14 protein-coding genes are annotated in these 13292 nt (G+C 70.2%); 10 read left to right on the top strand and 4 right to left on the bottom strand.

The window, feature by feature from the left end; genetic code table 11:
• Positions 1-59: 59 nt before the first annotated feature.
• From ACQP1P_RS41290 to ACQP1P_RS41255, 8 genes are all read left to right on the top strand, one after another.
• Positions 60-632, top strand: coding sequence for a hypothetical protein (locus ACQP1P_RS41290; protein ID WP_433079836.1), 573 nt, complete (start codon positions 60-62; stop codon positions 630-632).
• A gap of 84 nt (positions 633-716) precedes the next feature.
• Entirely contained in the window at positions 717-2396 is a 1680-nt protein-coding gene (gene ettA / locus ACQP1P_RS41285; protein ID WP_433079834.1) for an energy-dependent translational throttle protein EttA, read from the top strand.
• Between the two features lie 15 nt (positions 2397-2411).
• The gene (locus ACQP1P_RS41280; protein ID WP_433079832.1) at positions 2412-2813 is read left to right on the top strand and encodes an acyl-CoA thioesterase; all 402 of its coding nucleotides are present in this window, start codon (positions 2412-2414) and stop codon (positions 2811-2813) included.
• Positions 2813-3433 (top strand): hypothetical protein, encoded by a 621-nt coding sequence (locus ACQP1P_RS41275; protein ID WP_433079830.1) that lies wholly within the window; start codon positions 2813-2815, stop codon positions 3431-3433. The genes ACQP1P_RS41280 and ACQP1P_RS41275 overlap by 1 nt, the downstream gene beginning before the upstream one ends.
• Positions 3434-3602: 169 nt before the next feature.
• Positions 3603-4157: a YbjN domain-containing protein gene (locus ACQP1P_RS41270; protein ID WP_433079829.1), complete on the top strand. Its 555-nt coding sequence runs from the start codon at positions 3603-3605 to the stop codon at positions 4155-4157.
• 409 nt (positions 4158-4566) lie between these two features.
• Positions 4567-6444 carry a translation elongation factor 4 gene (lepA, locus tag ACQP1P_RS41265; protein ID WP_433079827.1) on the top strand — a complete coding sequence of 626 codons (1878 nt, stop codon included), beginning with the start codon at positions 4567-4569 and terminating at the stop codon, positions 6442-6444.
• The gene (locus ACQP1P_RS41260; protein WP_433079825.1) at positions 6441-6974 is read left to right on the top strand and encodes an NUDIX domain-containing protein; all 534 of its coding nucleotides are present in this window, start codon (positions 6441-6443) and stop codon (positions 6972-6974) included. Before lepA ends, ACQP1P_RS41260 begins: the two co-directional genes overlap by 4 nt.
• Positions 6975-7046: 72 nt before the next feature.
• A complete protein-coding gene (locus ACQP1P_RS41255) occupies positions 7047-7325 on the top strand; it encodes a GlsB/YeaQ/YmgE family stress response membrane protein (protein WP_433079823.1) in 279 nt (92 codons plus the stop codon).
• 72 nt (positions 7326-7397) lie between these two features.
• Here ACQP1P_RS41255 and ACQP1P_RS41250 read toward each other — a convergent pair whose 3' ends face one another.
• From ACQP1P_RS41250 to ACQP1P_RS41240, 3 genes are all read right to left on the bottom strand, one after another.
• Positions 7398-8318 carry a phytanoyl-CoA dioxygenase family protein gene (locus ACQP1P_RS41250; protein WP_433079821.1) on the bottom strand — a complete coding sequence of 307 codons (921 nt, stop codon included), beginning with the start codon at positions 8316-8318 and terminating at the stop codon, positions 7398-7400.
• Positions 8319-8464: 146 nt separating this feature from the next.
• Positions 8465-9364 (bottom strand): hypothetical protein, encoded by a 900-nt coding sequence (locus tag ACQP1P_RS41245; RefSeq protein WP_433079820.1) that lies wholly within the window; start codon positions 9362-9364, stop codon positions 8465-8467.
• 51 nt (positions 9365-9415) lie between these two features.
• Complete coding sequence (locus ACQP1P_RS41240) at positions 9416-10192, bottom strand: enoyl-CoA hydratase-related protein (protein WP_433079818.1); 777 nt, start codon at positions 10190-10192, stop codon at positions 9416-9418.
• A gap of 17 nt (positions 10193-10209) precedes the next feature.
• Here ACQP1P_RS41240 and hemW point away from each other — a divergent pair, with 17 nt between their 5' ends.
• Positions 10210-11406: a radical SAM family heme chaperone HemW gene (hemW, locus tag ACQP1P_RS41235; RefSeq protein WP_433079816.1), complete on the top strand. Its 1197-nt coding sequence runs from the start codon at positions 10210-10212 to the stop codon at positions 11404-11406.
• A 43-nt stretch (positions 11407-11449) separates the two neighbouring features.
• On the opposite strand, the gene ACQP1P_RS41230 is transcribed toward hemW, so the two are convergent.
• Entirely contained in the window at positions 11450-12079 is a 630-nt protein-coding gene (locus tag ACQP1P_RS41230; RefSeq protein WP_433079814.1) for a DUF4870 domain-containing protein, read from the bottom strand.
• Between the two features lie 184 nt (positions 12080-12263).
• Here ACQP1P_RS41230 and hrcA point away from each other — a divergent pair, with 184 nt between their 5' ends.
• Positions 12264-13286, top strand: coding sequence for a heat-inducible transcriptional repressor HrcA (gene hrcA, locus ACQP1P_RS41225; RefSeq protein ID WP_433079812.1), 1023 nt, complete (start codon positions 12264-12266; stop codon positions 13284-13286).
• Positions 13287-13292 lie beyond the last annotated feature (6 nt).

The following is a 13292-nucleotide window of genomic DNA, read 5'->3' as shown; positions in this document are numbered from 1 at the left end:
TCCCCGGTGCGACCTGGCAGCATGCGGAGTGCTGGCTCACAGGTGCGATCCTGCTGTGCATGTCGCGCATCGATGTCGAACCCGTACGGGAGTCGGGCCGGACCGTCACCGTCGTCGGTCTCTCCCTGCTCATCCTCACCGTCATCGGCGCCCTCTTCGGGTACGTCCTCGGCCTACGTGACATCGATGAGAATAAGTCAGCGTCCGGTGACGGACCGTCGGCGGTGCCTCCCGCGGCCGCGACCAGCGCCGCCAACGCGGCGCGCCCGCGCACCTGCCCGCAGTTCGTCAGCGCCGGCGCCCTCAAGCAGGACCCGGGCGCGTCGGTGCCGATGCAGCTGGTGCAGTACGTGCGGACGGGCAACAACAAGGAGGCCTGGATCTGCCGCGAGAAGGACGGCTCGGGGCTGTGGTACCAGGGGCACGACCGCATCGCGAACTGGGCCGACGAGGAGGGCGGCGAGATCCCGGAGGAGGGCAGGAACGGGCTGCTGCGCCCCGGCGCCTCCGAGGACGCCAAGAGCCGTTCGTACTCCGTCACCAATGACGGGACCACGTACACGGTCACGCCGCGCAGCCTCGTCATCGGCTCGAAGACCTACGGTGTGATCCAGGCCTACCCGCCCGCGTGAGGGCCGGGTTGGGCACTCGGCGCCGGGCCTGGAAAGATTGGGGCGATTCCCGTACGCGAAGCTGACCGGAGGTAGGGGCGCACCGTGGCGCAGTACATCTACGTGCTCGAGAAGGCGCGCAAGGCGCACGGCGACAAGGTCGTGCTCGACAACGTCACGCTGTCGTTCCTGCCCGGCGCGAAAATTGGTGTGGTCGGCCCGAACGGCGCCGGCAAGTCGAGCCTGCTCAAGATCATGGCGGGGCTGGACAAGCCGAGCAACGGCGAGGCCCGGCTCATGCCCGGCTACACCGTCGGCATGCTGCTGCAGGAGCCGCCGCTCAACGAGAGCAAGACGGTCCTGGGCAACATCGAGGAGGCCGTCGCCGACACCAAGACCAAGCTCGCGCGGTTCAACGAGGTCGCCGAGCTCATGGCGACCGACTACTCCGACGAGCTCATGGACGAGATGGGCCGCCTGCAGGAGGAGCTCGACCACGCCGACGCGTGGGACATCGACTCCAAGCTGCAGCTGGCCATGGACGCCCTGCGCTGCCCGGCCCCCGACGCCGACGTCACCCAGCTCTCCGGGGGTGAGCGCCGCCGCGTCGCGCTGTGCAAGCTGCTGCTCGAGGCGCCCGACCTGCTGCTGCTGGACGAGCCCACCAACCACCTCGACGCCGAGAGCGTGAACTGGCTGGAGCAGCACCTGCAGAAGTACGCGGGCGCCGTGCTGGCCGTCACCCACGACCGGTACTTCCTCGACCACGTGGCCGAGTGGATCGCCGAGGTCGACCGCGGCCAGGTGCACGGCTACCAGGGCAACTACTCGACCTACCTGGAGAAGAAGGCCCAGCGGCTCGCCGTGGCCGGACGCAAGGACCAGAAGCTGCAGAAGCGCCTCTCCGAGGAGCTCGAGTGGGTCCGCTCCAACGCCAAGGCCCGCCAGACCAAGTCCAAGGCCCGCCTCGAGCGCTACGAGGAGATGGCCAACGAGGCCGAGAAGACCCGCAAGCTGGACTTCGAGGAGATCCAGATCCCGCCGGGCCCGCGCCTGGGCAACGTGGTCATCGAGGCCAAGGACCTGGTCAAGGGCTTCGACGAGCGCGGCGTGCTGATCGACGGGCTGTCGTTCTCGCTGCCCCGCAACGGCATCGTCGGCATCATCGGCCCGAACGGCGTCGGCAAGACCACGCTGTTCAAGACCATCGTCGGGCTGGAGAAGCCGGACGAGGGCGTGGTGCGGGTCGGCGAGACGGTCAAGCTGTCCTACGTCGACCAGAACCGGGCCGGCCTCGACGGCGACAAGACCGTCTGGGAGGTCGTCTCCGACGGCCTGGACCACCTCATGGTCGGCAAGGTCGAGATGCCCTCGCGGGCCTACGTGGCCGCGTTCGGCTTCAAGGGCCCCGACCAGCAGAAGCCGACCAAGGTGCTCTCCGGCGGCGAGCGCAACCGGCTCAACCTGGCGCTGACGCTCAAGATCGGCGGCAACGTGCTGCTGCTGGACGAGCCGACCAACGACCTCGACGTCGAGACGCTGTCGTCGCTGGAGAACGCGCTGCTGGAGTTCCCCGGCTGCGCCGTGGTCATCTCCCACGACCGGATGTTCCTGGACCGGGTGGCCACGCACATCCTGGCCTGGGAGGGCGACGACGAGAACCCGGCCCGGTGGTTCTGGTTCGAGGGCAACTTCGAGTCGTACGAGAAGAACAAGGTCGACCGGCTCGGACCCGAGGCGGCCCGGCCACACAGCGTCACCTACCGCAAGCTCACCCGCGACTGACAGCAACCGACAGTAGTGGCCCGCTTCGTTTACCACTGCGCCCTGCGCTGGTCCGATCTGGACGCGTACGGGCACGTCAACAACGCGCGCTTCCTCACGCTCTACGAGGAGGCGCGCGTTGCGCTGATGTTCACCGCTGCCCGGGCGGCCGGCCTGGAGTCGTTCGAGAACGGCATCGTCATCTCACGTCATGAGATCGACTATCTTCGTCCGGTCGACTACGGCGACCCGGTGCGCATCGAGCTGTGGATCGAGCAGATCAAGGCGTCGCGGCTGATCGTGGCGTACGAGCTCTTCGACGGCGACGAGCTGGCGTCCCGGGCGCGGACCGTCTGCGTCCCCTACGACCTCGAGGCCGGGCGCCCCCGCCGGGTCCGCGACATCGAGCGCGAGTTCCTCTCGCCCTGGCTCGGATAGTGGCCTGGCTGGCCGAATCCGGCCGCTCCGACGTCTGCGCGTTCGCCGGGCGGGTGGCCCGGCTCGACCCCGCCGCCGTCGTGCGGCTGCGGCCCGCGGGGGAGCGGGTGGCGCTGTGGTCGCGGCTGCCGTGGGGGGTGCTCGTGACCCGCGGCATCGCCGCCGCGGTGTCCCGGGACCGGACCGTCTCGGCCCGCGATCTGCTCGCGTCGGTCGATGGCGAGCTTCCCGCATCGCGGGACACGGATTGGCGCTGGTCGCTGCCGGCGGTCCCGGGGACGGTGGTCGAGCGCATCCCGGCGGCCGACGTCCTGCGGGTCGGCGCGGCGGCCGCGCAGACCCTGCGGACCGCGGCCGCCGAGGGGGTCGGCGGCCGCCCGGTCGGCTCCCGGGTCCTGCGCGACGCGCTGCTCGATCATGAGCCCATCGTGGTCACGACGGAGACGGGCCGGCGTATACCCGTTACGCAGCGTCTCGTCCAGGCGGTCATCCGGATGGGGTTCGTCGGCGGCGGCCCGCCGGACTTGGTCGATGTCCGGATTTCGGGCCCGTGGACGGCTCTGGCCTGCGCATATGGCTCTGCCTGGCATCGAGCCGGCGGATCACTGCTCATCGGATAGACGGCTGTAAGACCCTCACCCGAACGGGTGGTGCGAGGGTGAAATTGGGGGCTGCTGAAACTCGACCGAACGGGTACCGTCCTCTTTCGGGTCCACCGCCGAGCGAATTCGGTTGGCGACGGACCGCACATGCGGGTGGAGGCGCACGGGGGAGCAGGGAGCCGGGACGATGCCAAGGTGGCCATGGCGGGCCGAGCAGGCGAGCGGGTCGAAGACCGACTCGATCGTGGCTCAGCTGCCGCGGGAAGACGCAACCTCGACGATCGACGGAGCGTGCGAGAAGCCGCAGGAGGACGGCGCCGGCGGGATCGCGCCGGTGACACTGCCACGGGTCGCGGAGGCCCTCGAGAAGCTCGACATCCGCTACCTGACGGATGGTGACGGCAGCCTGCTCGCGCTCTGGGAGCGCCACGCGGTGCTGTTCGCGCTGGAGGGGCCGGCGGACGAGATCCTGGTCATGCGGGCGCGGCCGCACGCGACGGTGCCGCCGGACTGGGCCGACCGGGCCTACCGGGTGATCAACGAGTGGAACCACACCCGGCGCTTCTACAAGGCCTACGTCGGCGACGCGACCGACCGTGGCCAGCTGCCCATCTACGCCGAGATGCAGGTGCCGCTGCTGTCGGGCGCGCACGACGCGTTCGTCGCCGAGCTCGTCGACTGCGCGGCCGTGGTGGCCCTCGGCTTCGTGGACTGGCTCCACGACGAAGGCGCGCTGCTCTAGCCCAACCGCTGCTCCAGCCGAACTGCCGCTCCGGCCTCACCGATGGTCTGGCCGAACCTATGGAGTTGGACCCGCTCCGGAGCGTGCCTGTTCTCGGTCCCAAGACTCGTCCGCTCGGCGAGGTCGGGTGCACAGCCTGTCTCGCCGACCCCCGTTCCGGACGTGATCGGGGGACCGCGATCCAGTATTCAATGCAGCTCTCTCGATGTCCTCTCGGCCGGCTCTCACGAGTCTCTTGGCGGGGCATGACGCGCGTCTGCTACCCCATGATGCCCGGTTTATGCGCCGAACGTCCGGACTTTCCGGAAGGAGCCGGCCGAGGAGGTCCCGCGGGGTACGGCCGTGAGCCGGTTTCGCGGCGGGCGTGGGACGATATATGCGATCCCAGCCCGATGGAGAACGGACGCCTGTGCCACCGACGATCGACCCCGGCGCGAACCGCCCCGGCGCCACCGTGCCGGACCGGATCCGCAACTTCTGCATCATCGCCCACATCGACCACGGCAAGTCGACGCTGGCCGACCGGATGCTGCAGCTGACCGAGGTGGTCGAGGCGCGGCAGATGCGGGCCCAGTATCTCGACCGCATGGACATCGAGCGCGAGCGCGGCATCACGATCAAGAGCCAGGCCGTGCGCATGCCGTGGAAGGTTCGCGAGGGCGACCTGGCCGGCGACGAGTTCGTGCTGAACATGATCGACACGCCGGGGCACGTGGACTTCACCTACGAGGTCTCGCGCAGCCTGGCCGCGTGCGAGGGGGCCGTCCTGCTCGTCGACGCCGCCCAGGGCATCGAGGCGCAGACGCTGGCCAACCTGTATCTCGCGCTCGAGAACGACATGCAGATCATCCCCGTGCTCAACAAGATCGACCTGCCGGCCGCGCAGCCGGAGAAGTACGCGGAGGAGCTGGCCCACCTCATCGGCTGCGAGCCGGACGACTGCCTGCGCGTGTCGGGCAAGACGGGCGCGGGCGTCGCGCACCTGCTGGACGAGATCGTGCGGCAGCTGCCGACGCCGGCCGGCGAGTCCGCCGGCGCCGCCCGGGCGATGATCTTCGACTCCGTGTACGACGTGTACCGGGGCGTGGTCACCTACGTCCGGGTGGTCGACGGGCGGATCGAGGCCCGCGACCGCATCCGCATGATGTCCACCGGCGCGGTGCACGAGCTGCTGGAGATCGGCGTCATCTCGCCCGAGCCGATCAAGAGCACCGGGCTCGGGGCGGGCGAGGTGGGGTACCTCATCACCGGCGTGAAGGACGTGCGCCAGTCGCGGGTGGGTGACACGGTCACCATCAACGCGAAGCCGGCGACCGAGCCGCTGGGGGGCTACAAGGACCCCAAGCCGATGGTGTACTCGGGCCTGTACCCGATCGACGGCTCGGACTACCCGCTGCTGCGCGACGCCCTCGACAAGCTCAAGCTCAACGACGCGGCCCTGGTCTACGAGCCCGAGACCAGCCTCGCGCTCGGCTTCGGCTTCCGCTGCGGCTTCCTCGGCCTGCTGCACCTGGAGATCATCCAGGAGCGGCTGGAGCGCGAGTTCAACCTCGACCTGATCTCCACGGCGCCCAACGTGGTGTACCGCGTGATCATGGACGACGGCTCCGAGCACATGGTCACGAACCCCAGCGAGTTCCCCGACGGCAAGACCGGCCAGATCTACGAGCCGACCGTCCGCGCCACGGTGCTGACCCCGAACGACTTCGTCGGCGCGGTCATGGAGCTCTGCCAGGGCCGCCGCGGCTCGCTGCTGGGCATGGACTACCTGTCCGCCGACCGCGTCGAGCTGCGCTACACGCTGCCCCTCGGTGAGATCATCTTCGACTTCTTCGACCAGCTCAAGAGCCGCACCAAGGGCTACGCGAGCCTCGACTACGAGCCCTCCGGCGAGCAGCAGGCCGACCTGGTCAAGGTCGACATCCTGCTGCACGGCGAGCCGGTCGACGCCTTCAGCGCCATCGTGCACAAGGACAAGGCGTACAACTACGGCGTCACCATCGCCGGCAAGCTGCAGAAGCTCATCCCGCGCCAGCAGTTCGAGGTGCCGATCCAGGCCGCCATCGGCAGCCGGATCATCGCCCGCGAGACGATCCGCGCCATCCGCAAGGACGTGCTCGCCAAGTGCTACGGCGGTGACATCAGCCGCAAGCGCAAGCTGCTGGAGAAGCAGAAGGAGGGCAAGAAGCGGATGAAGATGGTGGGCCGCGTCGAGGTGCCGCAGGAGGCGTTCATCGCCGCCCTGTCGACCTCGGACACGCCCGCGGCGGACAAGCCGAAGAAGTGACGGCCCCGGCAGCGGTGCCGGCCCTCGGGGGCCGGCACTGCCCTCGGTGCGGCGCGCCCACGGGTGAGCCGCCCGCCAGGTGCGCCGCGTGCGGCTACGAGACCTACTGCAACCCGCGCCCCACCGGCACCGTCGTCATCCTGCGCGACGAGACGTTCCTGGCCATCCGGCGGGCCCGCGAGCCCCGCAAGGGCTACTGGGACCTGCCCGGCGGCTTCTGCGACGGCTTCGAGCACCCCGCCGAGGCGGCCGTGCGCGAGGCCCGGGAGGAGCTGGGCGTGACCGTCGAGCTCGGCGACTTCGCGGGGATGTTCATCGGGTCGTACGACTTCCAGGGCGAGCGGCTGCCGGTGCTGGACTGCTTCTGGCTCGCCACCATCACCGCGGGCGAGATCGTGCTCGATCCCGGCGAGGGCAGCGAGTTCACCTGGCTGCCCCTGGCCGATCCGCCCGAGATGGCCTTTCCGTCAATGGACTCGGTATTGCGAAATCTGGTCGTTCGTCGATCTTCGGTACGTTTGGCTTCCTGAGCCCTCGGGCAATACGAGTTCAACCGCAAAGCAACGCCCCCCTGGTTGAGCTTGGTACAAGGAGGAAGACCAGTGACTGTCACCGGAATCATTACCGCGCTGATCGTCGGTCTCATCATCGGCGCGCTCGGTCGGCTGGTCGTCCCCGGCCGCCAGAACCTGCCGATCTGGCTGACGATCGTCGTCGGCGTCATCGCCGCGTTCCTCGGGACCCTGATCGCGAACGCGATCGGCATCTCCACCGACACCCCGGGTGTCGACTGGGGCGAGCTGCTGGTCCAGGTCGTCGTGGCCGCCATCGGCGTGGCCCTGGTGGCCGGTTTCGCGGGTCGCGGTCGCCGCGCCCTGTAAGTTTCACCATCTGCAAAACGCGAATGGCCCCCGGTCTCGAACCGGGGGCCATTCGCGTGTGCGGCGATGTGATTATCGCAGCCAGGGAATAGAGCGGTCGAGCAGGCCGCGGGTCTTCAGCTCCTTGCGGAGCGGAATTTCCTCGTCAATGTAGCCGTTCCAGTTGATGCCCCAGTAGTTCGCGGTGTGACTCGCCTCACCGAGCAGCTGGCGCTGCACCGGCGTGCGGTTCTTCCACCACTCGCCCTCGAAGTCGATCGGCATGTCGTCGAGGATGCGGATCCACCGGTAGGTGTAGCCCACGAACAGCATCTTGCGGGTGATGTCCGAGTAGTTGGGCGACCGCGAGTGCCAGAGGCGCCGATCGAAGATGAAGCAGTCACCGGGGTTCGCCGTGATCTCGACGGTGCCCTCGGGGTCGGGGTTGTGCACCGTGGTGTCGGCCGGGCGGGGCAGCGAGTTCCAGAGGTGGCTGCCCGGGATGACCTTCGTGGCGCCGCGGCCGGTCTCCGAGAGGTCGGAGATGACGTAGGCGACCTTCAGCGAGAACATGGGCCGGGGGACGTTCGGGTCCATGGTCTCCGGGTCGGAGTTCTGGCGGTAGCCGTCCTGGTGCCAGCCCCACGAGGGCGGCTCCTCCTCGGAGGTGGGCGGCGTGACGTCCAGGTGGTTGTGGTGCGTGTAGATGTTCCATCCGGCCAGGCCCCACATGTAGGGGAAGATGGTCGGCTGCGTCAGCAGGTGCCCGAAGAGCTCGTCGCGGTTGAGGAAGCCCAGCAGGTGCAGCGTGCCGTCCTTCTTCATGCTCTTGGAGCCGGCCGCCTTCTCCTCCTCGTAGACCCGGTCCATCGCGGCCTCGAGCGCGGCCCGGTGGTCCTCCGTGAGGACGTTGCGGACCAGCAGGAAGCCGTTGTCCAGGAACTCCTTGCGGTCGGCCTCACTGATCGGCTCGTAGCCGGTGAGATCGCCGTAGTCGGGTGCAGCGGACGTCATGTCCTCCCCTTACCTTGGTCTTTCGCTCGCGATGTCTCGAACGACCGATGGTAACGCGAGGTGCATGCGCGGCCGACTCGGGAGTTGGCCACCTGACACTGTCCGAAAGGGCGACAACCCGCTGCTCGCGAGCAACGTCAAGGTCCTCAGTAGACCTCGGCGACGACCCGCTCCCCACCGGGACCGGCGTCGATGCCGCCACGCTCCGTCACGTGCGCCCACGCTCCGCTCGTGGCCGTCCACTGCATGTCGCCGTAGACGACGCGCTTCACCCCGCGCTCCTGGGCGTGGGCGACCAGCCAGTGCGCGTACTGCCAGCCGGTCTTCTTCTCCCCGACCTTCAGTGCCACCCCGACGAGGTTGTTCACGTCCGCGGTCTTGACGCTGCCCCAGTCCAGCTTCAGGCCGGCGCTCAGCGAGCGGGCCGCCTCCGGGCCGCGGCTGGACTCCTCGGTGACCGTGCACGCCACCGCGCCCGGCACCTCGCCGCTGAGGGCGTTGACCATGGTCTCGGACTCGTCGGCCCACTTCTCGTAGGCCTCGGGGTGCGCGCTGCGCTGCACCTGCTGGGCCGCGTCCGTGACCCGCATCTGCTCCCAGCCCTTGACCTTGAGCAGCGCGGTGAAGAACTGCCCGGCCGCGTAGCGCGGGTCGGCGATCTGCTCGGGCCTGCCCCAGCCCTGGCTCGGCCGCTGCTGGAACAGCCCGATCGAGTCCCGGTCGCCGCCGGTCAGGTTCTCCAGCTTCGACTCCTGCCAGGCGGTGGCCAGCGCGACGACCAGGCCGCGGTGCGGAACCTTGCGGGTCAACCCGACCGCGGTGATGGTGGCCGCGTTGGCCAGCTGCTCGGCGTCCAGCTCGACCTCGGAGGCGTCCCCGGTCGCCCCGACGGCCGCGCTGCCGGCGCTCACCACGCAGGCGCGGCCGGTGGCGACGGTCAGGGGGAGGTTCTCGCTGATGCGGTTGATGACGACGTACGCGCACAGCGCCACGGCCACGCCCGTCAGGGCCGCGATCGTCACCAGTCGTCGCGCACGCACGTCCACCTCCCGGTCGTCAGGTCGAACAGCGTACGTGGCGGATGCCAGCCGACCCGGTCAGGCGGCGCCGTCGGGTACCCAGTTCGGGTCCCTTTTCTCGCGGAATGCGGCGATTCCCTCGGCGCCCTCGGGCGAGCCGAAGTATGCGACGGACAGCTCGGTCATCGCCCGGATCTCGTCGCGGAAGCCGCCGGATCTCGGCGTGCGCAGCAGCTCCTTGGTGCCGGCCAGGGCCCCGGGGGCGCCGCGGACCAGGTCGCGCACATAGGCCTCCACCGCCGCGTCGAGCCCGTCGGGGTCCACCGCCGCGGTCACCAGCCCGATGCGCTCGGCCCGGGCCCCGTCGAACGTGGCGCCGGTGAGGAACAGCTCGGCCGCGGCCCGCCGGTCGAGCCGCGGCAGGACTGTGGCCGAGATCACCGCGGGGACCACCCCGATGCGCACCTCGGAGAACGCGAACGTGGCGGTGCTCGCGCACACCGCGATGTCGGCCGCGGCGATCAGCCCCAGGCCACCGGCCCGCGCCGGCCCCGCGACCCGCGCCACGACCGGCTTGCGGCCCTCCCAGATCGCGGCGAGCACGTCGCCGAGCCGGCTCACCGGCGGCCGGCCGGAGGCGGCCGCGGCGGCCGTCTCCTTCAGGTCCGCGCCGGAGCAGAAGACCGGGCCGGTGTGGGTCAGCACGATCGCGCGGACGGACGGGTCGGCGTCCGCCGCGGCCAGCGCCGCGAGCAGCTCCTCGATCAGGGCCGTGGACAGCGCGTTGCGGTTGGGCGGGCTGTCCAGGGTGAGCGTCGCCACGCCCCGTGCGGTTTCCGAGAGCACCAGAGACATGCGGGCACACTAGTGGGATGCCCGGATCACTGCCAGAAGGCGAGCCGATTCCCCGCGACGGCGCGCTGCCCGACGGGGTCGCGGACGGGGCCGGTCGCCAGGGTTTCGGGGTGTACGTCCACGTGCCCTTCTGCGCCACCCGGTGCGGGTACTGCGACTTCAACACCTACACCGCGAGCGAGGGCGTGCTCAGCGCCGGCTACGCCGAGCAGGTGCTCGACGAGCTGGCCCTGGCCGCCAAGGTCGTGCGCCCGCCCCGGGTCGACACCGTCTTCTTCGGCGGCGGCACCCCGACGCTGCTGCCCCCGGCCGAGCTCGGCCGCATCCTGGAGGGCATCGACCGCGCCTGGGGCCTGGCCGCCGGCGCCGAGGTGACCACCGAGGCCAACCCCGAGTCCGTCGACCTCGCCGGGCTGCGGCGGCTGCGCGCGGCCGGGTTCAACCGCATCTCCCTCGGCATGCAGTCGGCCGCGCCGCACGTGCTGGCCGTCCTGGACCGCCGGCACACGCCCGGCCGGCCCGCCGCGGCCGCCGCCGAGGCCCGGGCCGCCGGCTTCGAGCGGGTCAACCTGGACCTGATCTACGGCACGCCGGGGGAGCGGCCCGAGGACTTCGCGGGTTCCCTCGCGACCGTCGTCGACGCCGGGGTCGACCACGTCAGCGCGTACGCGCTCATCGTCGAGGACGGCACGCGCATGGCCGCCCGGATGCGCCGCGGGGAGCTGCCGTACCCCGACGACGACGTGGCCGCCGACCGCTACCTCGCCGCCGACGAGGCCCTGCACGCCGCGGGCTTCACGTGGTACGAGGTCTCGAACTGGTCGAAGGACTCGCCGTGCCGGCACAACGAGCTGTACTGGCGCGGCGGGGACTGGTGGGGGCTCGGGCCGGGCGCGCACAGCCACGTCGGCGGGGTGCGCTGGTGGAACGTGAAGCACCCGCACACCTATGCCGCGCGGCTCGCGGACTCCGCGTCGCCGGGGCAGGCCCGGGAGGTACTGACGCCGGACGAGCGGCACCTGGAGGACGTGCTGCTGCGCATCCGGCTCGCGGACGGCCTGCCGCTGGAGGTGCTCGACGCCGGCGGCCTCGCGGGCGCGCGCGAGTGCCTCGCCGACGGGCAGCTGGACCCGGACGCGTTCGCGGCGGGCCGCGCGGTGCTCACGCTGCGTGGCCGTCTGCTGGCCGACGGCGTGGCCCGGGCGCTGACGTAAGCAGGGGCGGCCCGATGGGCCGCCCCTGCTGGAAAGCCGGGTCCTACTTGAGGAAGCGGAACGTCATCGGGTAGCGGTACAGCTCCCCGTTGTTCGCCTTCATGCCACCGAGGATGGCGAAGACGATGATGACGATCCACACCAGGAACGGCAGGAAGAACAGGATCCCGAACGAGCAGATCGAGACGACCACCGCCACGATCATGGCGATGCCCCAGGTGATCTGGAAGTTCAGGGCCTCGTTCGCGTGGGCCTTGACGGTCGGCGACTCGTTGCCCTTCGCCAGGAGCGCGACGAGCGGGGCGATGAAGCCGACGACGATTCCCCCGAAGTGGGCGATGAGCGCCCACGTCTTCTCGTCGCTGTTGGCGTAGCCGGCCGGGGCGCCGGGCTGCCCGTAGGCGCCGGGCTGCTGGTAGCCGGGCTGCTGGTACCCACCCGGCTGCTGGTAACCGCCGGGCTGCTGCTGGTAGCCGGGCTGCTGGTACCCGCCCGGCTGCTGGTAGCCGGACTGGTCGTACCCGGCGCCCGAGGTGGGCGGGGTGCCATAGGCCCCGCCGCCGCTCGACGGCGGCGGAGCGTACCCACCACCCGACACGGGCGGCTGGGGCGGGTACCCGGAGTTGGGGTCCGACGGCATGCCGTATTCCCCGGGGCGAGGTGGTTCACTCATGGGGGCCACGGTAGGTGCATCGATCAAGTGGCGCCAGCGACACGACATGACTTCTTTTGGACAAGTTTTACCCAGTACAGCGGCCGTACCGTCTATCGTGCGCCAAACGATCATCGCGTGCCCCCGCGCGACTGACGTAGACTGGCACTCACGAGTTGGGAGTGCCAGTCCTCGAGGAGGTGCCATGGGCCTTGACGAGCGGAAGCTCGAAGTGCTTCGTGCCATCGTCGAGGACTACGTCGCCACCCAGGAGCCGGTCGGGAGCAAGTCGCTCGTCGAACGGCACAACCTGCGGGTCTCTCCGGCGACCGTCCGCAACGACATGGCGGTGCTGGAGGAGGAGGGATATATCCGACAGCCGCACACCAGTGCGGGCCGGGTGCCCACCGACGCCGGCTACCGGCTCTTCGTCGACAAGCTCTCCCGGGTCAAGCCGCTGAGCCAGGCCGAGCGCCGGGCCATCGAGCGGTTCCTGATCGGGGCGGTCGACCTCGACGACGTGGTCCACCGCACCGTGCGGCTGCTCGCGCAGCTCACCCGGCAGGTGGCCGTGGTGCAGTATCCCAGCCTGTCGCGGGCCAGCGTGCGGCACTTCGAGCTCGTGCCGATCTCCACCACACGGCTCATGGTGGTGATGATCGCCGAGACCGGCCGGGTCGAGCAGCGACTGGTCGACCTCCCGGGGCCGATCCTGGCCGACGACGTCACCGAGCTGCGCCGCATGATCAACGAGAAGCTCGTCGGCAAGCGGCTGGCGGACACGCCTCCGCTCGTGGTCGCGCTCGTCGAGGAGACCGCACCGAGCCTGCGGCCGCCGATGACGGCGCTGTCCACCGTCCTGCTGGAGACGCTGGTCGAGCGGTCCGAGGAGCGCATCGCGCTCGCCGGCACCGCCAACCTGGCCCGCGGCGGCCTGCTGGACTTCCAGGGCTCGCTGCGCCCGATCCTCGAGGCGCTCGAGGAGGAGGTCATCCTGCTCAAGCTCTTCGGCGAGGTCGAGCCCAGCATGACCCGGGTGCGCATCGGCGACGAGAACGAGATCGAGGACCTGCGGACCGCGTCGATCGTGGCCACCGGCTACGGACCCGGCACCATGGTGGTGGGCGGGATGGGCGTGCTCGGCCCGACCCGCATGGACTACCCCGCGAACATCGCGACCGTGCGGGCCGTGGCACGCTACGTCGGCGACCTGCTGGCACAGAGTTGACATCTA

It is taken from the genome of Dactylosporangium sp. CA-052675 (assembly GCF_050947935.1).
Lineage (GTDB): Bacteria > Actinomycetota > Actinomycetes > Mycobacteriales > Micromonosporaceae > Dactylosporangium.
The sequence above is the reverse complement of the archived record's forward strand: the minus strand, read 5'-3'. Positions and strand labels throughout refer to the sequence as shown.

Bases quoted from the DNA above. Each gene is read 5' to 3' on its own strand.
- ACQP1P_RS41230 (WP_433079814.1), bottom strand. From the start codon at position 12,079: ATGAGTGAACCACCTCGCCCCGGGGAATACGGCATGCCGTCGGACCCC.
- hemW (WP_433079816.1), top strand. From the start codon at position 10,210: ATGCCCGGATCACTGCCAGAAGGCGAGCCGATTCCCCGCGACGGCGCG.
- ACQP1P_RS41270 (WP_433079829.1), top strand. From the start codon at position 3,603: ATGCCAAGGTGGCCATGGCGGGCCGAGCAGGCGAGCGGGTCGAAGACC.
- ACQP1P_RS41250 (WP_433079821.1), bottom strand. From the start codon at position 8,318: ATGACGTCCGCTGCACCCGACTACGGCGATCTCACCGGCTACGAGCCG.
- ACQP1P_RS41240 (WP_433079818.1), bottom strand. From the start codon at position 10,192: ATGTCTCTGGTGCTCTCGGAAACCGCACGGGGCGTGGCGACGCTCACC.
- ACQP1P_RS41290 (WP_433079836.1), top strand. From the start codon at position 60: ATGTCGCGCATCGATGTCGAACCCGTACGGGAGTCGGGCCGGACCGTC.
- hrcA (WP_433079812.1), top strand. From the start codon at position 12,264: ATGGGCCTTGACGAGCGGAAGCTCGAAGTGCTTCGTGCCATCGTCGAG.